This is a genomic window from Streptomyces sp. NPDC102514 (genome assembly GCF_055584525.1).
On the sequence record NZ_JBVJLW010000019.1, the window covers coordinates 79,351 to 105,644 of the forward strand.

Annotated in this window: 20 protein-coding genes; 16 read left to right on the forward strand and 4 right to left on the reverse strand. The window is 70.1% G+C overall.

Annotation, left to right across the window (positions count from 1 at the left end):
* Window positions 1-94 precede the first annotated feature (94 nt).
* A complete protein-coding gene (locus ACZ60E_RS37240) occupies window positions 95-1,642 on the reverse strand; it encodes an MFS transporter (protein ID WP_385834814.1) in 1,548 nt (515 codons plus the stop codon).
* A 207-nt stretch (window positions 1,643-1,849) separates the two neighbouring features.
* On the opposite strand from ACZ60E_RS37240, the gene ACZ60E_RS37245 reads away from it, so the two are divergent.
* From ACZ60E_RS37245 to ACZ60E_RS37255, 3 genes are all read left to right on the forward strand, one after another.
* The gene (locus ACZ60E_RS37245; RefSeq protein ID WP_453792575.1) at window positions 1,850-2,473 is read left to right on the forward strand and encodes a TetR/AcrR family transcriptional regulator; all 624 of its coding nucleotides are present in this window, start codon (window positions 1,850-1,852) and stop codon (window positions 2,471-2,473) included.
* Window positions 2,474-2,655: 182 nt separating this feature from the next.
* On the forward strand, window positions 2,656-3,357 hold the full coding sequence (locus tag ACZ60E_RS37250) for a ribonuclease HII (RefSeq protein ID WP_453792576.1): 702 nt from the start codon (window positions 2,656-2,658) through the stop codon (window positions 3,355-3,357).
* 68 nt (window positions 3,358-3,425) lie between these two features.
* The gene (locus ACZ60E_RS37255) at window positions 3,426-4,055 is read left to right on the forward strand and encodes a hypothetical protein (RefSeq protein ID WP_469446333.1); all 630 of its coding nucleotides are present in this window, start codon (window positions 3,426-3,428) and stop codon (window positions 4,053-4,055) included.
* 417 nt (window positions 4,056-4,472) lie between these two features.
* Here the strand turns inward: ACZ60E_RS37255 and ACZ60E_RS37260 are convergent, their stop codons facing one another.
* Window positions 4,473-5,099 carry a hypothetical protein gene (locus ACZ60E_RS37260; protein WP_384798655.1) on the reverse strand — a complete coding sequence of 209 codons (627 nt, stop codon included), beginning with the start codon at window positions 5,097-5,099 and terminating at the stop codon, window positions 4,473-4,475.
* A gap of 221 nt (window positions 5,100-5,320) precedes the next feature.
* On the reverse strand, window positions 5,321-7,483 hold the full coding sequence (locus tag ACZ60E_RS37265) for a RecQ family ATP-dependent DNA helicase (RefSeq protein ID WP_469446335.1): 2,163 nt from the start codon (window positions 7,481-7,483) through the stop codon (window positions 5,321-5,323).
* A gap of 132 nt (window positions 7,484-7,615) precedes the next feature.
* On the opposite strand from ACZ60E_RS37265, the gene ACZ60E_RS37270 reads away from it, so the two are divergent.
* From ACZ60E_RS37270 to ACZ60E_RS37300, 7 genes are all read left to right on the forward strand, one after another.
* Entirely contained in the window at window positions 7,616-9,490 is a 1,875-nt protein-coding gene (locus ACZ60E_RS37270) for a DUF4192 domain-containing protein (protein ID WP_469446336.1), read from the forward strand.
* A gap of 336 nt (window positions 9,491-9,826) precedes the next feature.
* On the forward strand, window positions 9,827-11,830 hold the full coding sequence (locus ACZ60E_RS37275) for a glycogen debranching N-terminal domain-containing protein (protein ID WP_469446419.1): 2,004 nt from the start codon (window positions 9,827-9,829) through the stop codon (window positions 11,828-11,830).
* 125 nt (window positions 11,831-11,955) lie between these two features.
* Complete coding sequence (locus ACZ60E_RS37280) at window positions 11,956-12,714, forward strand: NUDIX hydrolase (protein ID WP_210889232.1); 759 nt, start codon at window positions 11,956-11,958, stop codon at window positions 12,712-12,714.
* Window positions 12,715-12,841: 127 nt separating this feature from the next.
* Window positions 12,842-14,617: an ABC transporter ATP-binding protein gene (locus ACZ60E_RS37285; RefSeq protein ID WP_469446339.1), complete on the forward strand. Its 1,776-nt coding sequence runs from the start codon at window positions 12,842-12,844 to the stop codon at window positions 14,615-14,617.
* A gap of 162 nt (window positions 14,618-14,779) precedes the next feature.
* Window positions 14,780-15,667 (forward strand): FadR/GntR family transcriptional regulator, encoded by an 888-nt coding sequence (locus ACZ60E_RS37290; RefSeq protein WP_384798641.1) that lies wholly within the window; start codon window positions 14,780-14,782, stop codon window positions 15,665-15,667.
* 407 nt (window positions 15,668-16,074) lie between these two features.
* Window positions 16,075-17,613, forward strand: a complete 1,539-nt coding sequence (locus ACZ60E_RS37295) for an RNA polymerase sigma factor (RefSeq protein ID WP_385834808.1) — start codon at window positions 16,075-16,077, stop codon at window positions 17,611-17,613.
* A 135-nt stretch (window positions 17,614-17,748) separates the two neighbouring features.
* On the forward strand, window positions 17,749-18,564 hold the full coding sequence (locus tag ACZ60E_RS37300; RefSeq protein WP_469446341.1) for a serine protease: 816 nt from the start codon (window positions 17,749-17,751) through the stop codon (window positions 18,562-18,564).
* Between the two features lie 133 nt (window positions 18,565-18,697).
* Here the strand turns inward: ACZ60E_RS37300 and ACZ60E_RS37305 are convergent, their stop codons facing one another.
* On the reverse strand, window positions 18,698-18,928 hold the full coding sequence (locus ACZ60E_RS37305) for a DUF7455 domain-containing protein (RefSeq protein ID WP_107021495.1): 231 nt from the start codon (window positions 18,926-18,928) through the stop codon (window positions 18,698-18,700).
* Window positions 18,929-19,369: 441 nt separating this feature from the next.
* Here ACZ60E_RS37305 and ACZ60E_RS37310 point away from each other — a divergent pair, with 441 nt between their 5' ends.
* The 6 genes from ACZ60E_RS37310 (at window position 19,370) to ACZ60E_RS37335 (ending at window position 26,281) form a co-directional block, all read left to right on the forward strand.
* A complete protein-coding gene (locus tag ACZ60E_RS37310) occupies window positions 19,370-21,493 on the forward strand; it encodes a DNA gyrase/topoisomerase IV subunit B (protein WP_384798632.1) in 2,124 nt (707 codons plus the stop codon).
* A 256-nt stretch (window positions 21,494-21,749) separates the two neighbouring features.
* Window positions 21,750-22,274: a DUF1453 domain-containing protein gene (locus ACZ60E_RS37315; RefSeq protein WP_469446343.1), complete on the forward strand. Its 525-nt coding sequence runs from the start codon at window positions 21,750-21,752 to the stop codon at window positions 22,272-22,274.
* A complete protein-coding gene (locus ACZ60E_RS37320; RefSeq protein WP_384798626.1) occupies window positions 22,271-23,422 on the forward strand; it encodes a sensor histidine kinase in 1,152 nt (383 codons plus the stop codon). Before ACZ60E_RS37315 ends, ACZ60E_RS37320 begins: the two co-directional genes overlap by 4 nt.
* Window positions 23,419-24,099: a response regulator transcription factor gene (locus tag ACZ60E_RS37325; RefSeq protein WP_469446345.1), complete on the forward strand. Its 681-nt coding sequence runs from the start codon at window positions 23,419-23,421 to the stop codon at window positions 24,097-24,099. The genes ACZ60E_RS37320 and ACZ60E_RS37325 overlap by 4 nt, the downstream gene beginning before the upstream one ends.
* Window positions 24,100-24,203: 104 nt before the next feature.
* Window positions 24,204-24,692 carry a DUF485 domain-containing protein gene (locus tag ACZ60E_RS37330; protein WP_469446347.1) on the forward strand — a complete coding sequence of 163 codons (489 nt, stop codon included), beginning with the start codon at window positions 24,204-24,206 and terminating at the stop codon, window positions 24,690-24,692.
* On the forward strand, window positions 24,689-26,281 hold the full coding sequence (locus ACZ60E_RS37335) for a solute symporter family protein (protein WP_384798618.1): 1,593 nt from the start codon (window positions 24,689-24,691) through the stop codon (window positions 26,279-26,281). The genes ACZ60E_RS37330 and ACZ60E_RS37335 overlap by 4 nt, the downstream gene beginning before the upstream one ends.
* The last annotated feature ends 13 nt before the right edge of the window (window positions 26,282-26,294 follow it).

Consider the following 26,294-nt stretch of genomic DNA (forward strand, 5'->3'; position numbering starts at 1 on the left):
GCCGCCGCGTCGATCGCGTGGGAACCAAGCAGGCCGGTCCGCCGTTTTCCATACGGTGGGCCGGCCTGCTCATCGCGTCCGTGACGGTGGTCGGTCAGCCCGCCCCGACCCCCGCCGTGCCCGACAGCGCCTCCAGGTCGCTCTTGCGGACCCGGATCACCAGTGTGGCGACGGCAAGAGCCAGCACGGCCATGGCGACGGCCGGGAGGAAGGCCGTCGAGATGCCCTGGGCGAGCACCTCGTGACTCCAGGGAGCGGGCAGTTGGTGCGTTGTGGCGAACTCCGCCTTCTGCTCGGCCGAGGCGTTGGCCATGAAGTCCGCGACCTGCTTCTCCGCTTCCTCCCGGCTCGCCGTACCGAAGACCGTGGTGAGGATGGAGAGGCCGAGCGAACCGCCCACCTGCTGCGTGGCGTTGAGCAGCCCGGACGCTGCGCCCGCTTCGTGGGCGGCCACTCCGGAGACAGCGGTCAGGGTCAGCGTCACGAAGTTCAGCCCCATGCCGAAGCCGAACAGGAGCATCGGACCGAGCACACCGCTGACGTACGAGCTTTCGGGATCGATGAAAGTCAGCCAGCCGAGGCCGATCACCACGAGCGTCGAGCCGACCACCATGAACGGTTTCGGGCCGAGCACCGGCAGGAACCGCTGCGACAGACCCGCGCCGGTGCCGATCGCGACCGTGATGGGCAGGAAGGCCAGGCCGGCCTCGATGGGCGTGTACTGCAGCACGTTCTGCACGAAGAGAACGATGAAGAAGAACATGCCGAACATCGCCGCGGCCAGGCTCAGCATGATCACGTACGTACCCGAGCGGTTGCGGTCGGCGAACATCCGCAGTGGTGTGATCGGTTCCTTGGCCCGGGACTCGACCAGCGCGAAGGCCACCAGAAGGACGACCGCCGTGCCGAAGGACGCGATGGTGAGACTGTCCCGCCAGCCCTCCTCCGCGGCCCGGATGAAGCCGTAGACGAGCGAGGCCATACCGAGTGTCGAGGTCAGCGCGCCCGCGATGTCGAAGCGCCCGGGATGCCGCTCGGACTCGTTGATGTAGAGCGGTGTGACCACGGCGATCAGTACACCGATGGGTACGTTGACGAAGAGCACCCAGCGCCAGTCGAGCCACTCGGTGAGCATGCCGCCGGCGAGCAGCCCGATCGCGCCGCCGCCGGCCGAGACCGCGGCGAAGACCCCGAACGCCCTGTTGCGCTCGGGCCCTTCGGGAAACGTCGTCGTGATCAACGCCAGCGAGGTGGGGGAGGCGATCGCGCCGCCCACTCCTTGGAGGGCGCGTGCCGCCAGCAGTTGCCAGGGCTCCTGGGCGAGTCCGCCGAGCAGCGAGGCGGCCGTGAAGAGCAGGATGCCGGACATGAAGACCCGGCGACGGCCGAGGATGTCGCCGGCCCGGCCGCCGAGCAGCAGCAGACCGCCGAAGGTGAGCGTGTAGGCGCTGACCACCCAGGTGAGATCCGTGGTGGAGAACTTGAGCGCGCCTTGAATGTGCGGGAGCGCGATGTTCACAATCGTCGCGTCGAGTACCACCATGAGTTGGCAGGCCGCGATGACGGTGAGCGCGATGCCGGGATGCCCCTCCCGGCGGGCCGCTCCCGGCTTCTGATCTTTGATCAACGGAGAGGTTGTCACTATTGAGTCCCCCACGAGTGCGTTAGTGAACGCTCGCGTTCACTGTCGCGTCAAAAGGTAGTGAGTCCCCGACAGTGAACGCAAGCGTTCACTGAAGTCGCTGCCGATTGATGTCACTTGACCGCTCACGGACCTCGGTCCGTACGGCGCGTACGTGCATGTGTGCGAACGTCCGCGCCCCTCGCCCGCTCACATGGAGACAGGCTCATGGTTACTTCGAGTTGGACGGCTGCCCCCGCTCAGGCGGCCGTCCCGCGCAGACGCGGCGCCGTACTCGAACGCGCGATCCTCGATGCCGCGCTGGAGCAGCTCAGCACGGTCGGCTGGAACGGCCTCACGATGGAGGGCGTCGCGGCCGGCGCCCAGACGGGGAAGGCCGCGGTCTACCGCCGCTGGCCGTCCAAGGAGGACCTCGTCGCGGACGCGCTCCAGGCCGGACTGCCGTCACTCGTGGACGTACCGGACCTGGGAAGTGTGCGGGACGACCTGCTGGAACTGTGCCGACGGGCGCGCGAGGCGATGTTCTCGCGCCCGGGATTCGCGCTGCGCTCGGTGATTCACGAATGCGACTCGTCTCAGGCCCAGCGTTTCCAGGAAGTGATCCTGTCGGGGGTCGTGGAGCCGACGATCCGCCTGCTCGGAGAGGTCGTCGACCGTGGGATACGGCGGGGAGAGGTTCGGCCGGACGCGGCGAACTCCTATGTCCTCGACGCCATTCCGGCGATGATGATGTACCGCTCCAAGGTGTGCGCGAGCGAATGGAACGAGCGGGACATCGAGGAGATGATCGACCAGCTCATGGTCCCGCTATTGCGACCGGAAGGCGTCTGAGCGGGGTTCCGCGGTCGCTCCGGGCGGGCCTTCGGGTGACGCCGGGTGGACCTCGTGGGGGTGCGGGGCAGGCTTCGGGCCTGCCCCGTACGGGCCTCGTGCCGGCCCGGCCGGAGGTGTGCGGGGCGCTCGGGGGAACCGGGTGTCGTGAGCGGTTCCGGGCGGCGTAGGCTGAGCGTGTCATGCCGTACGAACCACCAACCCACAGCGTCGAGCGCTCCCTGCGCGCCACGACCGGAGCCAAGGTCATTGCCGGGGTCGACGAGGTGGGGCGCGGCGCCTGGGCCGGCCCGGTCACCGTCTGCGCGGCGGTCACGGGCCTGCGTCGCCCGCCCGAAGGCCTCACCGACTCCAAGCTCCTCACCGTCAAGAGGCGCACGGCACTCGCCGAGATACTGGCGCAGTGGGTGACGTCGTACGCCCTGGGGCATGCTTCTCCGGAGGAGATCGACCAGCTGGGGATGACGGCCGCACAGCGGCTGGCCGCCTGCCGCGCCCTCGAAGCGCTGCCGGTGCGTCCCGACGCGGTCATTCTCGACGGGAAACACGACTACCTGGGCGTGCCCTGGAAGGTCCGCACGGTGATCAAGGGCGACCAGTCCTGCGTCTCCGTGGCGGCGGCCTCGGTGATCGCGAAGGTCCAGCGCGACAAAATGATGGCCGAACTGGGTGTCGACCATGCAGACTTCGGTTTTGCGGCCAACGCCGGGTATCCGTCACCGGTTCACAGGGCCGCACTGGAGATGCGGGGCCCCACCCCGTACCACCGGCTGTCGTGGGCGTATCTTGATGCGCTGCCCCAGTGGCGGCACCTCAAGAAGGTCCGCAGTTGGGCGGACGGAAGCGTTCCGGAGATCGAAGGGCAACTCGGCTTCGACTTCTGACGATTCTGTTCGCACTCATGTGCCACCCGCTTGCGCGAGTCGCACCGGCGTTTGATAAAAATCAGCTCATGCCTCTCATTCCCGAGGAGCCTCAGATTCACGAGAGTGCCCAGGGTCCCCGCGTCAGCCCGGCCACCGGCCGGACCGCGCAGACCCCCCGCCCCGTACCCGGCCCCCGCCCCGCGGCACCTCCGCGTCCAGGCCGTCCGGGTCCTGTCCGGCCCATGCCGCCTGTGCAACGCACGCCGCGCGACACGGCCGTGGCCAAGCCGGGGCCTGCCGCTCCGGCGGCCCCCACCGCAGCCTCGACTCCGACGATCCAGCTGATCCCGGCCTCGGCCGAGGGCGCGCTGGACGCCGCCGAGGAAGCGGTCGACCTGCTCCTTGACTCGGGCAGGGCCCCCGGTGAGGTGCTGGTGATCACCACCGGCGAACCCCACCCGTGGGCCGCGCACGAGCTCTCCTTCGGCGAGGCCGCGTACTGGGCCCAGCACGACGCGGGAGACGACGTGTTCTACGCCGCCGCCTCCGCTGTCGGTCGTGCCGCGTCCCGGCCCGTGGTCGTTGTCGCCGTCAATGGCGGGCCCGACGCCACCGCTGCCACGGCGCTGCCGCTGGCCCTTGGCCGAGCCGGCACCCTGCTGATCGTCTGCGGAGACCCGCAGCAGATCAACTCGGTGCTGGGCGCGGCGGTCTGACAACCCCGCTCTTCCGGGGTTCTCACGACTCGGATGCCACCGCGGTGGCATCTGCTCGGAGCATGCACAGAGGACGGTCCGACGTGTGCCGGTACGGGGGGACGTGCCGGCGTGGCCGTCGTCGTGGTGCGGTCCGAGCGTGAGCGCGCACGCGTCCTGAACGGCTCTGTTCGTGGCGCGGTCATGCGCGTGTCGGTTACGGCTCGGGGTTCGGCGTCGCGCGCCGCTGTGCGGTTGTCGCGTCCGGTCGTACCGGTGCCAGCACCGGTGCCGGTGCTGTGTCTCTGTGGCGGTTGTGTACGTGCGTCGGATTGACGCGTATCGCCGAAGCAGCCGTGCGCGTGTGTTGCCGGTCGCGCGGCGCACGGGGGCAGTGCGCGAGTGGACCCGTGCCGACGACCGAGGTCGGCCGTCGGCTCAGCGCGCGGCAGCGCGGCGCAGTACCTCCGAGGCGGACCCACCGGTGCGCGGCTGTATGGACTCGGCCGCGGCGAGCGACTCCAGGGACTCCGGCGGTGAGTCCGTGTTCGGTCGGCGGCCTCCGCGTCCCTCGCCGAGCACCTGCCAGCCGTCACGTGTCAGCGTGATGTAGGCACCGCAGCGCAGGCCGTGCAGCGTGCAGGCGTCGCGCAGCCCCCACATCCACGCCCCGTCCTCCTCCGTCCACCGCGCGTCTCCGTCACGGCAGTAGAGCAGCACGGCGGTACGCACCGGTGTGCGGCGTCGCAGGTCGTGCGGGATGACCCGGCGCAGCTGCGCGAGCAGCGCGTTGCGGAACATCCAGCCGTCCGCCGGAGCCGGCCGTCTGATGAAGGAAGCGCTCGCGTTCAGCCGTTCGTCGGGATCGAGCACTGCCACGATCGCGGTCGTGGGGCCGGGCCGATGCCGGGAGTGCAGCCCGCTGACGACCTCCCGGGGATTGCGCAGAAGCGGAATCCCCGCAGCGGCCCATTCGGCGGGTTCGAGCATCCGGGTCAGTGGATTGGCGGAAGTGGCGGCCGTCGACATCGATGCCGCCGAGGACGGAGCGAATCCGAAGGTCACGGTCCTCCCTTCGGCTACGCGCCCACACAGCGGGCGAGGTCGGACTGGGGGAGCGCGCCGCAGCACAGCCCGAACGGGCGACCTCGGGAGGCCACGCGGGGCGCGAGGCCAATTCTTCCTGTCGAACTTGGTTGCGGCAACGAGCAATTGGGGCCACCGACCGTTATCTGGCGATCCGTTGCTTATATCCCTGCTCGGTATTTACCACCGCACCGCAGGAATCAACCTTGCACAGCGAGTACCAGCGGCAACACCCCCTGGGCGCCGGCCCGCCGCAGCATGCGCGCGGCCACCGCGAGCGTCCAGCCGGTGTCGGTCGAGTCGTCCACGAGGAGGACGGGTCCATCGGCTCCGGAGAGCGCCGTGGCAAGACCGGGCGGCACCACGAGCGCCCCGTCGAGGGCCTTCAGCCGCTGCGCGCTGTTGCTCCTGGAGACCTGCGCGGCGTCGGCTCCTGGGGCGTACTCGATGGAGCCCAGCAGGGGCAGACGGCCGACCTCGGCGATCCGTGCCCCCAGCGACTGCACGAGGTGCGGCCGGCGCTGCGACGCCATGGTGACGACACCGACCGGGCGTGGCACGGCGCCGGAATTGCCCGAGGCCCAGCCGCCCGGTCCCTTCGCCCAGTCGGCCAGCACGCCGACGACGGCCTGAGCCACGTCGTCCGGAACAGGCCCGTCCGGGGCCTGGGGGCCGAGCATCGGCCGCAGCCGGTTGCCCCAGCCGATGTCCGAAAGCCTTCCCAGCGCCCGCCCGGTCGCGGCCTGCTCCCCGGCCGGGATGCGTCCCTTCAGGTCGACGCCCACGGCGGGCAGGCCCGTGGGCCACATCTTCCGGGGATCCACCTCGATACCCGCGCGGCCGAGCTCGCCACGCGCCGAGTCCAGCGCGGACGAGGACACGGCATCGGAGAACTGCGGCTTCGTGCAGGTGTCGCAGCGACCGCACGGGGCGGCTCCCTCGTCGTCCAGCTGCCGGCGCAGGAACTCCATCCGGCAGCCGGTCGTCGTCACGTAGTCGCGCATGGCCTGCTGCTCGGCCGCGCGCTGCTTGGCGACCCACGCGTAGCGCTCGGTGTCGTACGTCCACGGAGTGCCCGTGGAGATCCAGCCGCCCTTGACGCGCTTCACGGCGCCGTCCACGTCCAGGACCTTGAGCATCGTTTCGAGCCGTGACCGGCGCAGTTCCACCAGGGGTTCGAGCGCGGGGAGCGACAGCGGGCGGCCCGCCTGACCGAGAACGTCCAGGGTGCGCCTGACCTGCTCCTCCGGAGGGAAGGCGATCGACGCGAAGTACTGCCAGATCGCCTGGTCCTCCTTGCCGGGCAGGAGCAGCACCTCGGCATGCTCGACACCACGGCCCGCACGGCCCACCTGCTGGTAGTAGGCGATGGGTGAGGACGGCGAACCCAGGTGCACCACGAAGCCGAGGTCGGGCTTGTCGAAGCCCATGCCCAGCGCCGATGTGGCGACAAGGGCCTTGACGCGGTTGGCGAGCAGGTCCTCCTCGGCCTGCTGGCGGTCCGCGTTCTCCGTCTTCCCCGTGTACGAGGTCACGGTGTGCCCGGCCTGCCGGAGGAAGGCGGTGACCTCCTCGGCGGCGGCCACGGTGAGTGTGTAGATGATCCCGGAGCCGGGCAGCTCGACCAGGTGCTCGGCGAGCCAGGCCATCCGGTGGGCGGCGTCCGGCAGCTGCAGCACGTTCAGGCTCAGGCTCTCGCGGTCCAGGGGGCCACGCAGGACGAGGGCGTCCGTGCTTCCGCCGGTGCCCAGTTGCTCGGCGACGTCGGCGGTCACGCGCGCGTTGGCCGTGGCAGTGGTCGCGAGGACCGGGACGCCCTGGGGAAGGTCGGCGAGCATGGTGCGCAGGCGGCGGTAGTCCGGCCGGAAGTCGTGGCCCCAGTCGGAGATGCAGTGCGCCTCGTCCACCACGAGGAGACCGGTCGCCGCCGCCAGCCTGGGCAGCACCTGATCCCGGAAGTCGGGGTTGTTGAGCCGCTCGGGGCTCACCAGAAGGACGTCGACCTCACCTTCGGCCACCTCGTCCTGGATCGTGTCCCACTCCTCCGAATTGGACGAGTTGATGGTCCGCGCCCTGATGCCGGCGCGTGCGGCTGCCTCGACCTGGTTGCGCATGAGGGCGAGGAGGGGCGAGACGATCACGGTGGGACCGGCTCCCTGCTCCCGCAGCAGCGCGGTCGCGACGAAGTACACGGCGGACTTGCCCCAGCCGGTGCGCTGCACGACCAGGGCCCTGCGCTTGTCGGCCACGAGGGCCTCGATGGCGCGCCACTGGTCCTCGCGCAGCCGGGCGTCGCCTCCCGGCGCGCCGACGAGGCGGGCGAGGACGGTGTCGGCCGCTGTGCGCAGCTCTTCGTTGCTCATGGCCCCATGCAACCCGATGGGTCGGACATCGCGCGAATGAGCCGGTCCGCTGTGGACAACTTCTGACGTGGTCATGATCGCGGTTATCCACAGGGCAAAGCGGAATTCCGGATTTCGCGGGATGGTCACGGCATGACGAACCACAGCGAACCGGCCGAGAACCTCGGCGACGGCGACACCGGCCGATGCGACGAGACTGCCGAGCAGAACAGCACGGACAAGCCGGGCGGGCCGGACCGGCAGGGCGGGCCGGACCGGCAGGGCGGGCAGAGGAGGCAAGGCGGGCAGGGCAGGCAGAGCAGGCAAGACGAGCGGGATTGGCAGGACGGGTGGGGTGGATCAGGCGGACCGAGCGGACCGAGCGGAGCGGGCGGACCAGATGTGGGTCGCGTCGGACGGCGGGAGGGCCGTGACGGTACGACCTCCACCGGCTCGGTGCACGCCGCGGCCGACGGCGCCCATGGCGCGACCGGCAGCCTGTGTCCGGACCACCAGGTCACCCTCCGCACTCCGTCCGAACTGGCCGATGCCCTGCCGTACCTGCTCGGGTACCGGCCCGAGGACAGCATCGTGCTCGTTGCCCTGCACGACAGGGACGGGCGTGGCCGCTTCGGCGGACGGGCCCGACTCGGTATCCCGAGCCACGCGGACGACTGGCCGTCCGTGGCGCAGCAGCTGACGCACGGCCTGGTGAAGGGCAGCGAGCGGAGGGGCGCCCTGCCCGAGAGCATGGTCGCCTTCCTTTGCCAGGAACCCAGGGAAGGAGAGTCGGGCCGGGCAGTGATGGAACGGCTGCGTCCGCTCGCACAACTGCTGCGCAAGGCTTGCGGAGCGCTCGACGTACCGGTGATCGAGGCACTGTGCATCTCGGACGGCCGCTTCTGGTCGTACTGCTGCCCCAGCGAACACTGCTGCCCGTCGGACGGTACGTCCATGGGAATGCCGGGCACGTCCGTGCTGGCCGCAGCCGCCACCTACGCGGGGCTTCAGGTGCGGGGCACCCTGCGGCAGCTGCGGGCGAGGCTCACTCCGTGGGAGAGCAAGGCGGCGCTGGAGCAGGAGTCCGCCCTCGACGCGGTGAGCATGGCGCTGATCCCTCGAATTCTGGACGACGGCAGCCGCGCCGGTGTGGCCGCCAAGACCTTGGAGCTGGCCCATCAGGTCATGCGCCGGTTCGCCGATGTCACCTCCGCCGCCCTTGGCCCCGGCACACTGCCGGCGGATCTCCGGGACGACGAGCTCCTGCGCCACGAGGAGGCGGCCACGATGATTCTCGGTCTGCAGGACCGCACGACACGGGACCGGGCAGCGGAGTGGATGGAAGGGGACGAGGCCGGACCGGCCCTGCGCCTCTGGAGGGCCCTCGCACGTCGCTGCGTCGGCTCGTACGGGGAGCACGCAGCGGCGCCGCTCACGCTCGCCGGGTGGGTCGCCTGGTCCTCCGGCGACGAACTGGAGGCCCGCGAAGCGCTGGCCATGGCGCTCGGCGCGGATTCCGGGTACCTCTTCGCCCGGCTTCTCCACCAGGCGTGCAACGAGGGTCTGGACCCGGAGTCGATCCGCCGTTGTCTCCGAGGGGAGCGCGCCGACCGTGTCGACGGTGAGGTGCTCGCCTCGCCGGTGACGGTGACGGTGACGGTGGCGGGTGTGGGGCCGTCGGACGCCGGTGGGCCGCCCGGACAGGTTCCGGCGGGGCTGGCGGGGCCGGCGGCGCCTGTCAAGGTTTCCGCCCGCCGCCGACGCAGGTCGCGGGTTACGGAGGGCGCAGCCGACCGGCCTGGTTCCCGACCGACGGGTACCGGTGGCACGCGCCGTCCTCGGTCCACTTCTTCCGACTCCGGGGTTCCTACCGAGGGTGGCCCAGGCCGAGCTGGCGGCAGCACTGGTCGAGGCGGCGGCAGCACTGGTGGTGCGGCTCGCTCTCGCCGAAGTGCGGGGAATGCGGGAGGTGCTGAGCCTGCCGGGCGGCCTGGAACGCCGAAGAGTGAGGTGAAGGGGGAGACGTGAGGGAGGAGAGGGGAAGCGGCGGGTGACGGTGCTGGCGGATCGACCGGTCGGGTCCTATCAATGGGCTTCCACGGTCCAGGGCGTGACTCGGGACAGGCTGGCCCCGTTCACCTTTGTGGCGCAGCCCTCAGGTGCGCCGCGCCATCGCATTGGTCTCACGCCGTCGGAGCCCCTGCACACGCCCCTGCAAATCGCCGAGCCCTCATACCCCGCCGAGCACCCACTCAGCGCACGGAGTACAGAAGAAGCCGCCCCATGCCTCTGCCCACCCCGTCCTCCATGCCTTCCGTTCCGCACAGCGACCCGTTGCACTTGGGGAGGTCCGCACAGCCCTCGATGGGCCGCGGTGTTGCCCTGGCCCCACACACGGCGCAGGTCGGGCAGCGAGGCACTGTGACTCTGCCACCCGCCCACACCGCACTGATCTGTGTCGCCCTGCCGGGACTCGCGATCTCCACGGAGCAGGGGCAGTTGACGGGGAATGGACTGGAGGGCTTCTACCGGTCGGGTCAGCGGGTGCTCTCCCGATGCCGGCTGCGGGTGGCGGGCCGGGAGCCGCTCGCGGTCCAGGCCCGGATGGTCGCGCCCGACCAGGCACGATTCCTGGCGGTCCTGAGCCTCTTCGCCGACGGTGGACCCGACCCGGACGTCCTGGTCGAGCGCATGCGATACGCGGACGGCGCGGAGCGGATCACTTTGCGCAGCGCGGCCAACCGGCCTCTTCGCCTCCCCGTCGAGGTGGCGCTCGGCACGGACCTGGCCGAACTGGGTGCGGTCGCGGCGGGGAGAGCCGGTCCCGATCTGCCGGCCAGTGTCCACGACTCAGGTATGCGGTGGTCGTGTGCCACCGGGGACTCCGTCGTCACGGCCGACCCGCCGCCTTCGGACGCGCTGGCCTCCGCCGGGCTGCTGCGCTGGGAGTTCGAACTGCCTCCTGGCGGCGCCCAAAGCGTGGAGCTGCGGGTACGTCCGGCAGGGGCGGGGCCCATCCGGGCCGTCGCGCGCGGCGCCACAAGCCCCTTCGCTCCGGCTCGGGCGGCAAGTGACGATCCGAGGCCCGAGGCGCTCCTGCGCACGAGCATCGAGGACCTGCAGGCTCTTCTCCTGCGTGACCCCGCGCAGCCGTCCGACACGCACCTGGCGGCCGGGGCTCCCTGGCGCTGCGGCATGGCACCGGCCGAGGCCCTCGCGGCAGCACGCATGACTCTGCCGCTGGGCACGCGCCTCGCCGCGGGAACCCTGCGCACCCTCGCCCGCACCCAACTCGTGGGTGCTGGACCACGGTCCGGCCTGATTCCCGGACCCCGCCGACACGTTGGTGCTCAGCTGCCACCGAGCTGCACGGGGCAAGAAGCGACGCTGCTGTTTCCCGTGGTGCTCGCCGAGGCTCGTCGCTGGGGGCTTTCCGAGGTGGAGACGGAGGAGTTGCTGCCCGCAGCCGAACGTTGCCTCCAGTGGCTGCGGACCGCTGTCGGCGACGGTACGTATCTGGTGGACCCGCACCCGGGCGGGCCATGGCGCTGTGAGACGCAGGCGCACGCCCACCGGGCCGCTCTGCTGGGCGCCGACCTCCTCGACGCGTACGGCAGGGGAGGCGGCGTCGAGCTGCGGCAGTGGGCGGGGGCGATGCGGACCGCGTTCCGGGAGGACTTCTGGATCGAGGGGAGAGGAGGTGGTAGACCGGCCGCGGCTCTTCTGCCGGGCGGACGGCTCGTGCCGCACCTCGGCTCCGGCGGTGTCCACCTGCTCGACACTGGACTGCTCGGTGCCGGTGCACCGGCACCGGGTCTGCTCGACAAGGTGCAGACGGAACAGCTCGCGCGTCTGTACGGCAGCCCGTCCATGGACTCGGGCTGGGGGCTGCGCAGCCTCGGCCTGAAGGAGACGGGCTACAACCCGTTCGGGCATCGAAGCGGAAGCGTGCGCGTCCACGAGACGGCTCTCGCCGTGGCGGGGCTGTCCGCCGCGGGCTACGAGAAGGAGGCGAGTTCGCTGCTGCTGGGCGTGCTGGCGGCGGCCGAGACATTCGGCCACCGGCTGCCGGAGATGTACGCGGGGGAGCAGCGCACGGAAGGCGGTTCCCCCGTACCGCATCCAACGGCCTGCAGACCGGCGGCCACAGCCGCGGCCGCCGGTGTCCTCCTGCTCGCCACGCTCACCGGGATCCGTCCCGACGCCCCGGCTCGCACGGTGACGCTGCGTCCGATGCGCGGTGCTCCGCTGGGAGAGATCGGGCTGACGGGCCTGCGCGTCGCGGGCGCCCCCTTCTCCGTACGCGTCAGCAGGCTCGGACTGGCCATGGTCGAGGAGGCGGCCGACGGACTTCAGTTGGGGGCGTGAGGGCCGGTCCGCCGCGGACCTGGGATCACGAGGGCCGCGGTGCCCTGTCCGAGGGCGTCGGATCAGCCATGTGAGCGACCGGTGAAGAGAGTGTTTATCGTCAGGCAGACGACTATGATCGCGGCATGCCCTACGACCCGTCAGCTTTCGCGCCGTTCGCCGTCACCGTCGACCTGGTCGTGCTGACCGTGCGTCGTCACGCGCTGTGCGCGCTGGCGATCCGCAGGGGCGAGCCGCCCTTCCAGGGGCGGTGGGCGCTACCCGGCGGTTTCGTGCGGCCCGACGAAGACCTGTCGCAGGCCGCGGCGCGGGAGCTGAAGGAGGAGACCGGGCTGTGCGCGCACGCCCCGGACGCTCCCGCACAGGTGAACGGGGCTCACCTGGAGCAGCTCGCGACCTACGGCGACCCCAAGCGCGACCCGCGCATGAGGGTGGTGAGCGTCGCCCATCTCGCCCTCGCGCCCGACCTGCCCGCGCCCAGAGCCGGCGGAGACGCGAACAGCGCGCGCTGGGCTCCTGTCGAGGACCTGCTTCAGCAGGGCGGCTACGGACGTGACGGAGAACAGGCCGCGCCGCTCGCCTTCGATCACGCCCAGATCCTGTCGGACGGCGTGGAGCGTGCCCGTTCCAAGATCGAGTATTCGTCGCTGGCCACCGCCTTCTGCCCGCCCGAGTTCACGGTCGGCGAACTGCGCCGGGTGTACGAGGCGGTGTGGGGGGTGGCGCTCGACCCGCGCAACTTCCACCGCAAGGTGACGGGTACGCCGGGATTCCTCGTCCCCACGGGCGGTACGACGACCCGGCAGGGCGGCCGCCCCGCCCAGCTCTTCCGGGCGGGTGGAGCCACCCTGCTCAACCCGCCGATGCTCCGTCCTGAAGTCTGACGCCGAGCCGAGAGCGGTCGGCCGCGACGCAGGTGGTCCGGCCAAGTGGCCGGACCGGCGCGGAGGCTGCTCCCGCGCGCGCTCAAGGTGACCGGAAAACGGTATATATCGCGCTATCTTGCGTTGGGTGATCCAGGCCATCGGACTGACCAGCAACGCCCGCAAGGAGCTTCCTCCCGCTGTCGACGACGTCTCCTTCGAGGCGTCCCCCGGCCACGTCACGGCGCTCCTCGGAGCCCCGGGCGCAGGCAAGACGACCGCTCTCAGGCTCATGCTCGAACTGCAACAGGGCCGCGGAATCACCTACTTCAGAGGTCGCCCGCTGCACCGCATCGCCCATCCCTCGCGCGAGGTGGGCGTTCTTCTCGGCGATGTTCCCGGCCACCCGGCGCGCACGGTCCGAGGTCAACTCCGCATGCTGTGCGCCGCGGCGGGGGTACCAGCGCAGCGTGCCGACGACGTCCTGGAGGTGGTGGGCCTCGTCAGCCTGCGCGACGAACGGCTGGGAACTCTCTCGCGGGGTATGGACCGCCGCCTGGGCCTCGCCTGTGCCCTGCTCTCCGATCCGCACACCCTCGTGCTCGACGGTGCCACGGGCGGGCTCGCCGCTCGCGAAGGCCGCTGGCTGCACGGAGTGCTGCGCGCCCACGCCGGTGCGGGCGGCACCGTGCTGTTCGCCACGGACGACCCCAGGGAGGCCGCGCGGACCGCCGACCGGGTCGTCACGCTGGAGAAGGGCAGGCTCGTCGCCGACCAGGAGGCCGCGGACTTCGCACGCACCCGGCTCCGGCCCCGCGTCGCCGTCCGGAGCCCGCACGCCGCACGGCTCGGCGCTCTGCTGATCAAGGAGGCACGCACTGCCCGGTGCTCCGTGGAGGTCGTGCGGGAAGACGGCAATCGCCTCTCCGTGTACGGCAGCACCTGTGCCGACATCGGCGAGTCCGCCTACCGCCACGGCATCCTCGTACACCAACTCGCCGACGAGGTGGGGGACATGGGGGCGGCGTCCGCGCCGGAAACGGAGACCGGTCCTCGCGAGGGTGAGGCTGACGTCGAGACATCGGTGCGGAGCGCGGGGGTGCGGGGCGCGCGCGAATTGTCGCCCCTGCCACCGCCCATCACCGTCCGCCAGGGCGCCGGCCCCCTGCGGCCGTTGCGTTACGAGCTGCGCCGCGCGGCGGGGGTCGGTACGGGCTGGCTCACCGCGGCCGCCGTGCTCGTCGTCTCCGCCCTCATCTCCGTACTCCTCGCCAGGGCAGGACACACGCCGCAGTCGCGGCTGCTCGCCGCGTGGCCGCGGGACTTTCCCCTGCCGCCCGCGGCGCTCGGCGCGGGGCTGCTCGGCGCCTTCGCCTTCGGCGACGAGTTCCGTCACCCCGCCCTGGCCACGGACCGCGGTACCGTCCCCCGCCGCCTGGGGCTGCTGACCGCCAAACTCGTCGTCGCGGCGGCCACCGCGCTGACGCTCTCTCTCGGCGTGGTGGGCCTGAATGCCGAACTGCTCCACATCCTCTACGGACGGGAGCTGACCGGAGTTCCGCCGGACTGGATCCCGTTGGGTGCCAGTTGGGTCGGTCTCGTGATCGGCTGCGCCTGGGCCGGGGTTCTGGCGGCAGGGATCTTCCGGTCCACCACCGCCGGTCTCGCGGCGGTTCTCGCCGTGCCGATCCTGGTCGTACCGATCGTGCAGAAGGTTCTGGAGGGGCCGTCAGTCCGGACGGCTGCCGGTCTCTCGACCCGGCTGCGTGAGCTCGTGCTGGTGCGGTGGCCGTTCGGGGGCGAGCACTATGTGGTCGCCGCGGCAGAGGTGATCGCTCAACCCGTCGCAGGCGCACTGATGTTGTCACTCACTGCTCTGCTCTGCGCATATCTGCTCACGACCCTGCGGAGCCGGGTCCGATGACGACCGTCCGTGCACGTGTGTTCCCCTCATGTGCACAACTCCACGCAGAACGCCCAATTCTTTCCGATAAGGCGTCAATTGCGACGGGGTGAGCGATCACCCTTTCGTGTGCTTTTCACCAAAGACCTCAAGGGAGTTGGAGACGACGCCGACAAATGATCCGTGACTACCCTTGCGCACGCCATGATGACCGCCGCCCGTTCCGCAGACTCCGGCCTCACCGGTCCGGGCGAACTCGACCGCTACCCCTTTGCGGAGGGCCCCGGCGCAGACCGCGTCAGCAGCTCTGTGTGGGATGCCACGGACCCGGACCTGGGCCGCATGGGCCGTCGTGCCGCCGGAAGCCGCGGCCGCGGCCTGCACGGCCAACTTGTTCAGCAGCTGGGTCAGATGATCGTCTCCGGTGACCTGGGCGCCGACCGCCCGCTGGTCCCCGAGGAGATCGGCCAGCGATTCGAGGTCTCCCGCACCGTAGTGCGTGAGTCCCTGCGTGTCCTTGAGGCGAAGGGCCTGGTCAGTGCCCGCCCCAACGTCGGCACGCGTGTGCGTCCGGTCAGCGACTGGAACCTCCTGGACCCGGACATCATCGAGTGGCGCGCCTTCGGTCCGCAGCGCGACGACCAGCGTCGCGAGCTGAGCGAGCTGCGCTGGACGATCGAACCGCTGGCCGCCCGCCTCGCCGCCGGGCATGGTCGCCCGGAGGTCCAGCAGCGGCTCACCGACATGGTCGAGATCATGGGCCATGCGATGGGGCAGGGCGACGCGCTCACCTTCTCGCGGGCCGACGCGGAGTTCCACTCGCTGCTCATCCAGGTCGCGGGCAACCGCATGCTGGAGCACCTCTCCGGGATCGTGTCGGCCGCGCTCCAGGTGTCCGGCGGCCCGATCGCGGGCTGCGACCGGCCGAACGAGGCCTCCCTCTCGTACCACGCACGCATCGCCGACGCTCTCGCGGCGGGCGATGCCTCGGGCGCCGAGGCGGCCATGCGTCAGCTGCTCACCGTCCACCCCGAGGTGGAGCGCGTCGTGCCCGCGCCGCGCGAGCACTGATCGCGTACCGCTGGTGGCGCGGTCGGGAGCGTTCGCCCCGCGTGGCACCGTTCGGCCGGCGAACCGTCTGCCGCCGGGCCCCACCGGATTCCTGGAGGATCCGGTGGGGCCCGGCGGTGCGATGGGATGCTGGAACAGTCCGCTGACCACCTCTGACCGTATCTGGCCACTTTTAGGCACTTACGGGGTGTGACTCGGGCCACGCAGATTGGGCGTAACACTCTTCGGGACAGCGCGATGACCTAAGAGGTGACAGCCGAGTAGGGAATATGGGCGCCGCTCCAGGCGCTGTGTCCCTTCCCGGCTCCCGCCCGCGCCGTCGGCCCATTCCAAAGTCGGCGGTCGTCGGCTCCTCTCCGCAGTGGACGGGGCCGGAAGCCGTTTTCCAACGTTCCGAGAGGTTGTTCGTGTCGGCCAGCACATCCCGTACGCTCCCGCCGGAGATCGCCGAGTCCGTCTCTGTCATGGCGCTCATTGAGCGGGGAAAGGCTGAGGGGCAGATCGCCGGCGATGACGTGCGTCGGGCCTTCGAAGCTGACCAGATTCCGGCCACTCAGTGGAAGAACGTACTGCGCAGCCTCAACCAGATCCTCGAGGAAGAGGGTGTGACGCTGATGGTCAGTGCCGCGGAGCCAAAGCGCACCCGGAAGAGCGTCGCAGCGAAGAGTCCCGCCAAGCGCACCGCCACCAAGACCGTCGCGGCGAAGACGGCGACGGTCAAGAAGGCCACCGCCACCGCCACGCCGGTGATGCCCGAGGTCGACGATCCCGCCGAGGATGCGACCGCCAAGAAGGCCGCAGCCAAGAAGACGACCGCCAAGAAGGCGGTCGCGAAGAAGACCGTCGCCAAGAAGACGGCGGCGAAGAAGACCACCGCCAAGAACGCCGACGCCGAGCAGGGCGACGACGAGGCGACCGAGGAGACTCCGGGTACGGCCAAGGCCGGCGAGGAGCCCACCGAGGACGGCGCTCAGGGCTTCGTGCTGTCCGACGAGGACGAGGACGACGCGCCCGCGCAGCAGGTCGCCGCGGCCGGTGCCACCGCCGACCCCGTCAAGGACTACCTCAAGCAGATCGGCAAGGTCCCGCTGCTCAACGCCGAGCAGGAGGTCGAGCTCGCCAAGCGCATCGAGGCCGGTCTGTTCGCCGAGGACAAGCTGGCCAACGCCGACAAGCTCGCGCCGAAGCTCAAGCGCGAGCTGGAGATCATCGCCGAGGACGGCCGCCGCGCCAAGAACCACCTCCTGGAGGCCAACCTCCGCCTGGTGGTCTCCCTGGCCAAGCGTTACACCGGCCGCGGCATGCTCTTCCTGGACCTCATCCAGGAGGGCAACCTCGGTCTCATCCGCGCGGTGGAGAAGTTCGACTACACCAAGGGCTACAAGTTCTCGACGTACGCCACGTGGTGGATCCGTCAGGCGATCACCCGCGCCATGGCCGACCAGGCCCGCACCATCCGTATCCCGGTCCACATGGTCGAGGTCATCAACAAGCTCGCGCGCGTGCAGCGCCAGATGCTTCAGGACCTGGGCCGCGAGCCCACTCCGGAGGAGCTGGCCAAGGAACTCGACATGACCCCCGAGAAGGTCATCGAGGTCCAGAAGTACGGTCGTGAGCCGATCTCCCTCCACACCCCCCTGGGTGAGGACGGCGACAGCGAGTTCGGTGACCTCATCGAGGACTCCGAAGCGGTCGTCCCGGCCGACGCGGTCAGCTTCACGCTCCTCCAGGAGCAGCTGCACTCCGTCCTGGACACCCTGTCCGAGCGCGAGGCGGGCGTCGTCTCGATGCGCTTCGGTCTCACCGACGGTCAGCCGAAGACCCTCGACGAGATCGGCAAGGTGTACGGCGTGACGCGCGAGCGCATCCGCCAGATCGAGTCCAAGACGATGTCGAAGCTGCGTCACCCGTCGCGCTCGCAGGTACTGCGCGACTACCTGGACTAGGCCTCGGCCGCAGTACGTCATCGAGGGCCCGGCTTCCCGTGATGGGAGCCGGGCCCTCGGTCTGTGCGGAGTGCGGAGCGCCGCCGACTGGATCACTCTGGGTGTCTCGTGACAACCCCAGAGTGAGGAGCGCGCATGCGTCGTACCTTCGCCCGCGCACTGGCCCTCGTGGCCACGGCGGCCGTGATACCGCTGGCATCCCCGGCCCCCGCGGCGGCCGACGTCGTCATCGGCGGCTACCCGGTGGAAATCGCCGAGGCCCCCTGGATGGTGGCCCTGTCGAGCCGTGACCGGTTCGGGGGAACACGCGCGGGACAGTTCTGCGGGGGAGTGGTGATCGGGCGGGAGACGGTGCTGACGGCCGCCCACTGCCTGGGCGAGGAAGTGCTGGGCGCTCCTCCTCGCCGGGTCCGGGATCTGCGGATCGTCGCGGGTCGCGGAGACCTGCGGTCGGCCGGGGGCAAGGAGATCGCGGTACGCGACATCTGGATCAATCCGCGGCACGACAGCTACACGAATGCCGGGGACTTCGCCGTACTCACCCTCTCGGAGCCGCTGGCCGCCGGTTCGGTCATTCGCCTGGCGGGCGCCGGAGACGCCGCGTACGAGCCCGGTACGGAAGCTGTGGTGTACGGCTGGGGCGATACGACGGGCAGCGGGGACTATGCGAGCTCTCTACGGGCCTCACATGTCCGGGTGCTGTCCGACGCCGTCTGTGAGGAGGCCTATCCGGGCAGTGCGGACGGCACCTATCTCGCCGGCTCCATGCTGTGCGCCGGAGAGACGGGTGGTGGCCGCGACGCCTGCCAGGGGGACAGTGGCGGTCCCCTGGTCGCTCAGGGGCGCCTGATCGGCCTTGTGTCGTGGGGGAGCGGCTGTGGGCGGGTCGGCAGCCCTGGGGTCTATACGCGGGCCTCAGGGGCCGCCACAGCGCTCGGAGCGGGCCGCTGAGAGCCGTCTGACGGCTTTCGTGGGCAGAATCGCACTGTCCGCAGCCACGAGCGCGAGCGGCCGCCCCTGGAATCAGGGGCGGCCGCCCGGTCACCGGCCTGTGCCGGAGATGGCTCGTCGTCTGCGCGAAGTGTCAGTGCTCTTCGTCATTGGCGCTTGCCGGGGCGGCCGTCAACCGCTCCGTCTCGTCCTGTATCTCAGCGGCGATCTTCTTGAGTTCCGGCTCGAACTTGCGCCCGTGGTGGGCGCAGAAGAGCAGTTCACCACCGTTGAGGAGGACGACGCGCAGATATGCCTGGGCGCCGCAACGGTCGCAGCGGTCAGCGGCCGTCAGTGGGCTCGCGGGGGTCAGAACAGTAGTCACGTCGCCTCTTCTCTAGCTCGACGAGCTGTCGTACCAGGGTCAACATCCAACCAGGCCGAAAACGTTCCCGCTCGTGGCTCTTCCTCGAAAAAAATCTTTCCGAGTCGGCTGTCTGCTGCCGGTTGGCGGCGAATGAGCCGTATTGCGTGTCTTCGTGTCTTACGGGTTCGCGCTCTGTCAGGTTCAGTCCTCACCGGCTGGCTTGCCGGTTGTTCTTGAGGACGTGCCCGGAGCCTAAATGGTTCATGCCTGGAAGGGAACGTGATATGTACTTCACTCCAACGAGGGATCGAACAAGCATGCGACTCTGGACTAGTCTGCGTTTGGGGCGAGGGTGGCGTTACAACGGCTCTACCAGGCCTCGGTACCCTCAGACCGGTGACCGAAGCCGGACCCTTACCCAAAAGGGCCCCAACTGAAATTCAGCGAGGAGCGAACCGCGTGACCGCCGAGACGTCCGTGCCGTCCACAGCCCTGCTGACCGGAGCAGACCGTGACGGTTCCAACTACACCGCGCGGCACCTGCTCGTCCTCGAAGGTCTTGAGGCCGTGCGGAAGCGCCCGGGCATGTACATCGGATCGACCGACAGCCGCGGTCTGATGCACTGCCTCTGGGAGATCATCGACAACTCCGTGGACGAAGCCCTCGGAGGGTACTGCGACCACATCGACGTGACCCTGCATGACGACGGTTCTGTCGAGGTGCGGGACAACGGCCGGGGGATTCCGGTGGATGTCGAGCCCAAAACCGGTCTTTCGGGCATCGAAGTCGTGATGACCAAGCTGCATGCCGGAGGCAAGTTCGGCGGCGGCTCGTACGCGGCCTCCGGCGGCCTGCACGGCGTGGGCGCCTCCGTGGTGAACGCGCTCTCGGCCCGCCTGGACGTCGAGGTGGACCGTGGGGGCAACACCCACGCGGTGAGCTTCCGGCGGGGCACGCCCGGCGCCTTCAAGGGCGACGGCGCCGATGCCACGTTCGACGCGTCCTCGGGCCTGCGCAAGCTGAAGAGGGTCCCCAAGGCCCGCACCGGCACGCGCGTGCGGTACTGGGCCGACCGCCAGATCTTCCTCAAGGACGCCAAGCTCTCCCTGGAGAACCTGCACCAGCGCGCCCGGCAGACCGCCTTCCTGGTCCCCGGCCTGACCATCGTCGTCCGCGACGAGTACGGGCTCGGCGAGGGCGGCAGCAAGGGCGAGGAGTCCTTCCGCTTCGACGGCGGCATCAGCGAGTTCTGCGAGTACCTGGCCTCCGACAAGCCCGTCTGCGACGTGCTCCGCTTCTCCGGCCAGGGCAGCTTCAAGGAGACGGTCCCGGTCCTCGACGACCACGGACAGATGACTCCGACCGAAGTCACCCGTGAACTGGGTGTGGACGTCGCGATGCGCTGGGGCACGGGCTACGACACGACGCTCAAGTCGTTCGTGAACATCATCGCCACGCCCAAGGGCGGCACCCACGTCGCGGGCTACGAGCAGGCAGTCGCCAAGACCATCAACGAAGTGCTGCGCACCAAGAAGCTGCTGCGCGTAGCCGAGGACGACGTCGTCAAGGACGACGCCCTGGAAGGCCTCACCGCCGTTGTCACCGTGCGTCTCGCCGAGCCCCAGTTCGAGGGGCAGACGAAGGAGGTGCTCGGCACCTCCGCGGCTCGTCGCATTGTGACGAACGTGGTCTCCAAGGAGCTCAAGGCCTTCCTGACTTCCACGAAGCGGGACGCGGCCGCACAGGCCCGGGTCGTCCTGGAGAAGGCCGTGGCCGCCGCCCGTACGAGGATCGCGGCCCGCCAGCACAAGGACGCTCAGCGCCGGAAGACGGCACTGGAGTCCTCCTCGCTGCCCGCCAAGCTCGCCGACTGCCGCAGCGACGACGTGGAGCGCAGCGAGCTGTTCATCGTCGAGGGCGACTCGGCGCTCGGCACCGCCAAGCTCGCCCGGAACTCCGAGTTCCAGGCCCTCCTGCCGATCCGCGGAAAGATCCTCAACGTTCAGAAGTCGTCCGTGTCGGACATGCTGAAGAACGCCGAGTGCGGCGCGATCATCCAGGTCATAGGAGCGGGTTCGGGACGCACCTTCGATCTCGACGCCGCCCGCTACGGGAAGATCATCCTGCTCGTCGACGCCGATGTCGACGGCGCGCACATCCGCTGTCTGCTCCTGACGCTCTTCCAGCGCTACATGCGGCCCATGGTCGAGGCCGGCCGGGTGTTCGCGGCGGTGCCGCCGCTGCACCGGATCGAGCTGAGCCAGCCCAAGAAGGGCCAGGACAAGTACATCTACACGTACTCGGACCGTGAGCTTCGGGAGACCGTGCTCGGACTCCAGCGGAAGAACGTGCGGTACAAGGACTCCATCCAGCGCTACAAGGGTCTCGGCGAGATGGACGCAGACCAGCTGGCCGAGACGACCATGGACCCGCGCCACCGCACACTGCGCCGGATCAACATCACCGACCTCGAAGCCTCCGAGCAGGTGTTCGATCTGCTGATGGGCAACGACGTCGCTCCGCGCAAGGAGTTCATCTCCAGCTCCGCGGCGACGCTGGACCGCTCGCGCATCGACGCGTAGGCGGTCCCACCGACACGTATGCGGTCCGACGGGGCCGGCCGGAACTCCGGTCGGCCCCGTCGGACCGCACAGCTCTGTGAGGGCGCGGGGAAGCGCGCAGGGCATTGCCTCCACCCGCGGGTGGAGATCAGCGGTCGCCGGGATCCACCCACGATCCACCCCTGCTCCGATCCGCGGACCGGCGCGTTTCCGTAGCGTCGAAGGCGTCGGCAGCACTCGCTGCCGGCGCCTTCCTTCCTCGCTCACGGAGGCCGTGATGTCCGGGCTTGTCGATGTCCTGGCGATTGTCGCCGTAGTCGTCCTGGTGATCGCCCGCCAGTTCCGCCCCCGGCAGTTGGACGCGGACAGGCGCTGGTGGGTCGTGCCCGGGGTGCTCGTCTTTCTCGCCGTGCGCGAGCCCGGCCTGCTGGATCCCGGCCATCGGACCGCATCCGCTCTCCTGCTCGGCGTCGAACTCCTCGTCGCCCTGGTCACCGGCCTCGGCTGGGCATGGACCACCCGCGTCTGGGCCACGCCGGACGGAGAGGTGTGGAGCAAGGGCACAAAGGCCGGCGTCGGCGTCTGGATCACCGGCATAGCCCTGCGGGCGGGCCTGGTCGGCCTCGGCGCCGCGTTCGGCCTCCACCAGAACACCTCGGCGCTCCTTCTCGGGCTCGCTCTGACGCTGCTCGTCCGCTCCGGCATCCTGGCCTGGCGGGCGCAGGGACTGCGCCCGGTGACCGGGCAGAGCGCGGCCTACGGTGCGGACGTGCCGCGCCCCTTGCGGAAGGAGCACGTGTGACGGAGAACGTCTGGCAGCGCTGGCCCTCTCGCGAGGCGCTCTCCGGAGCGGGGGTGCACAGGGCCCGGCACGCGCTCACGCTGGCCTCGCGCATCCTCGCCGTCGGGATTCTTCTGGTGGCGACCTTCAAGGACAGCGACCTGCACGGCTGGGGCGTCGCGGCAGCTGTCCTGGGAGTCCTCGCGTGCGGATTCGGGGTCTGGGGCTTCACGAGGACCACGCTCGACCACCGGCTCCTCCCCTCCCTCGGGCTGCTGGCCCTGCTGTTCGCCGTCGCCGTGGTGGCGCACGGTGTCGGGCTCCGCACGCCCGCACTCGTCCTGTGGTGCGTGTGCGGCGTCATCGCGATGGAGCGGTTGCCCCTGCTGGCCGCACTCCCCGCCACCTGCGCGGCGCTGGGGGCGTACGCGGCCGTCAATCACGACGGCCTGCTGCCCACCGTGGCCACGACAGGAGGGATCGCCCTGGCCGGCTACGTGCTCCGGCTGGACGCCGAGGCCCGAGGCAGCACCCAGCGGCTGCTCACCCAGGAGCGTGCGGCGCGGGCGGCCGAGGCGGAGTCCGCGGCACTGGCGGAGCGGGCCCGGATCGCGCGGGAGATCCACGACGTACTGGCGCACAGTCTCTCCGCCCAGCTCGTGCACCTGGAGGCGGCCCGGCTGCTGATCGAGGGAGGAGGCGAGAAGCACCAGGTCCTCGACCGTGTCGTGGACGCGCGAAGAATGGCCCGTGAAGGGCTCGCCGAGACCAGGCAGGCGCTTTCCGCGCTGCGCGGTGAGCTGTCTCCGCTGGAGGAGTTCCTGAGCGAGCTCGTCGCCGAGTCCGACAGCGCCGACGTCACCGTCACGGGTGAAAAGCGACTGCTGTCGGCCGAGGTGTCCCAAGCGGTCCGCAGAGTCGCCCAGGAGGCGCTGACGAACGTCCGGAAGCATGCGCCGGGCGCCAAGGTCCGCATACGGATGGAGTACGGGCCGCACGAAGTGACCCTGCGCGTACGGGACTCGGGCGCGCCACCGGGGGAATTCACCCACACCGGCGCCGGATACGGTCTGCTCGGAATGCGGGAGCGGGCCGAGCTGCTGGGCGGCTCGCTGGAGGCCGGGCCGTACGAGGAGGGGTTCGTGGTGACGCTGAAGGTGCCCGTATGACGGAGGAGCACGGTGCCGCGCCGGCCCGTGTCGTGGTGGCGGACGACCAGACCGTGGTGCGCGAGGGCATCGTGATGCTGCTCGGTCTGCTGCCAGGGATCGAGGTCGTCGGTGCGGCCGCCGACGGGCACGAGGCCGTACGGCTGGTGGCCGAGCTGGACCCGGACGTGGTGCTGATGGATTTGCGGATGCCCCGCTGCGACGGAGCCGAGGCGACCAGACGCATCAGGTCCGAGCACCCGAGGACCCAGGTTGTCGTGCTCACCACGTTCGGGGACGACGAGTCGCTGTTTCCCGCTCTGCGGGCGGGTGCCCGCGGCTATCTCACCAAGGACGCGAGCGGCGACGAGATCGTCAGAGCCGTGCGGAGCGTGCTCTCCGGGGGCGCGGGGCTCTCGCCGGTCATCCAGCGGCGTTTGCTGGAGCGACTGTCGGAACCGGAGGCCGTCGTGCCCGCGCAGGAGACTCCGGACGGGCTGACCCTGCGGGAGAAGGAGGTGCTGGTGCTGATCGCCGAGGGTCTGAGCAACCAGGAGATCGCCCGCAGGCTGCAAGTGTCCACGGCCACGGTGAAGACCCACATCAACAACCTCTTCGCCAAGACGGGACTCAAGGGCCGTGCTCAAGCCGTCCGTTACGCCTTCGGGAAAGGACTTGTGCGGCCACCAGGGGGGTGAGTCACCTGATGGGGTGAAGTGCGTGGAGAGAAGAGTCAGGGATCTTCCCGTTCTGTCCATCCTTGGGCACGCGGCCGAAACGGGCGGCGGACAAGGAGAGTTCGGTGGAGAAGCACGACGGTCCCGACCCCGGACAGGTCCGGATCGACGACCCCTGGTACGACGCGCTCGCCTCCGGGTGGGGCGAGTTGGACGGTACGGGTGCGCCCGCTCCCGTTGTGCCGCCCGCGCGCGGGGAGCAGGAGGACCTCAGCGCGCGCGCCGCCGACGTCTATCTGGAGGTGCAGCGCAGTGCCGCCTTCCAGGAGGTGCGCAGCCGGTATCGGCGGTTCGTGTTTCCGGCCGTCGCGGTGTTCTTCACCTGGTACGTGGCGTATGTCGTGACGGCCACCACGGCGCCGGCCTTCATGGCGCGGCCCGTCGTCGGCGCGGTGAACGTGGCGATGGTCGCGGGGCTCGGGCAGTTCCTCACGACGTTCCTCTTCACCTGGGCGTACGCGCGGCACGCGCGGCTGCGCAGGGACCGGGCCGCGCTCGACCTGCGCTGGGACACACAGGAGCTGACGCGCAGCGTCGCGGGCGGTGGGAGGTGACGGGGAACCATCAGACGCTGGCCCTGCTGCTCTTCAGCGTGTTCGTCGCGATCACGCTGGGGATCACGACCTGGGTGAGCCGTCACCGGCACGGTTCGGCGGAGGAGTTCTACGCGGGCGGCCGGCTCTTCTCGCCGATGGAGAATGGTTTTGCCATCGCGGGCGACTACATGTCCGCCGCCTCCTTCCTCGGTATCTCGGGGCTGATCGCGCTCTTCGGCTACGACGGGCTGCTGTACTCGGTGGGTTTCCTGGTCGCGTGGCTGGTCGTCCTCTTCCTGGTCGCCGAACTGGTGCGCAACTGCGGGCGGTTCACGCTCGCCGACGTCGTCGCCGCCCGGATGAGTGAGCGGCCCGTGCGTATCGCGGCGGGAACGTCCTCCGTGACCGTGTCGGTCCTGTATCTGGTCGCCCAGATGGTGGGAGCGGGCAGCCTGGTCGCGCTGCTGCTGGGAGGCACGAGCGAGGCGGCACAGACCTGGACGGTCATCGGCGTCGGCGCGCTCATGGTCGTGTACGTGTCGTTCGGCGGGATGCGGGCCACCACATGGATCCAGATCGTCAAGGCGGTCCTGCTCATGGGCGGGGCGATCGCGTTGACCGTGCTCGTCCTGGTGCGGTTCCACGGGGACTTCGACCAGTTGCTGCGTACGGCGGCGGATCGGAGCGGGCACGGGAAGTCGTTCCTGGCGCCGGGCCTGAAGTACGGCGGGGACTGGACGGCGCGCCTCGACTTCATCAGCCTGGGACTGGCCCTGGTGCTCGGCACGGCGGGCCTGCCACACATCCTGTCGCGCTTCTACACCGTGCCGACCGCCCGTGCCGCCCGTCGCTCCGTCGTCTGGTCGATCGGGCTGATCGGCGGGTTCTACCTGATGACGATCGTGCTGGGGTTCGGTGCGGCGGCGATCGTCGGCCCCGAGGCCGTACGCGGGTCGAACGCGGCCGGGAACACGGCGGTTCCGCTGCTGGCGCTCGATCTGGGCGGCGGAGCCGCGTCCACTGGAGGAACGGTTCTTTTTGCGATCGTCGCCGCGATCGCTTTCGCCACGATCCTCGCGGTGGTCGCCGGTATCACGCTCGCCTCCTCGGCTTCCGTGGCACACGACCTCTACGCGTCGCTACGGCGACGGCGTGCCAAGCCGCGCAGCGAGGTGGCCGTGGCGCGGGTCGCCGCGGTCGGGGTCGGCGTCGTGGCCATCGCGCTCGGCCTGCTGGCGCGCGACCTCAATGTGGCATTCCTGGTGGGACTGGCCTTCGCGGTCGCCGCGTCGGCGAACCTGCCCGTCCTGCTGTATTCGCTGTTCTGGCGGAACTTCACGACGCGCGGCGCGGTGTGGTCCGTGTACGGGGGCCTGGTGCCCGCCCTGGTGCTCGTGGTGCTGTCGCCCGTGGTGTCGGGCAGTCCCGGTTCGCTGTTCCCGGGCGTCGACCTCCAGTACTTCCCGCTGGACAATCCGGGCCTGGTGTCCATTCCGTTGGGCTTCTTCGCGGGCTGGCTCGGCACGATCACGTCGACGGAGGCGCCGGACGAGGCCAAGCACGCGGAGACGGAGGTGCGGGCGCTTACGGGGGCGGGGGCGGTCTGAGACGCAGTGGGGG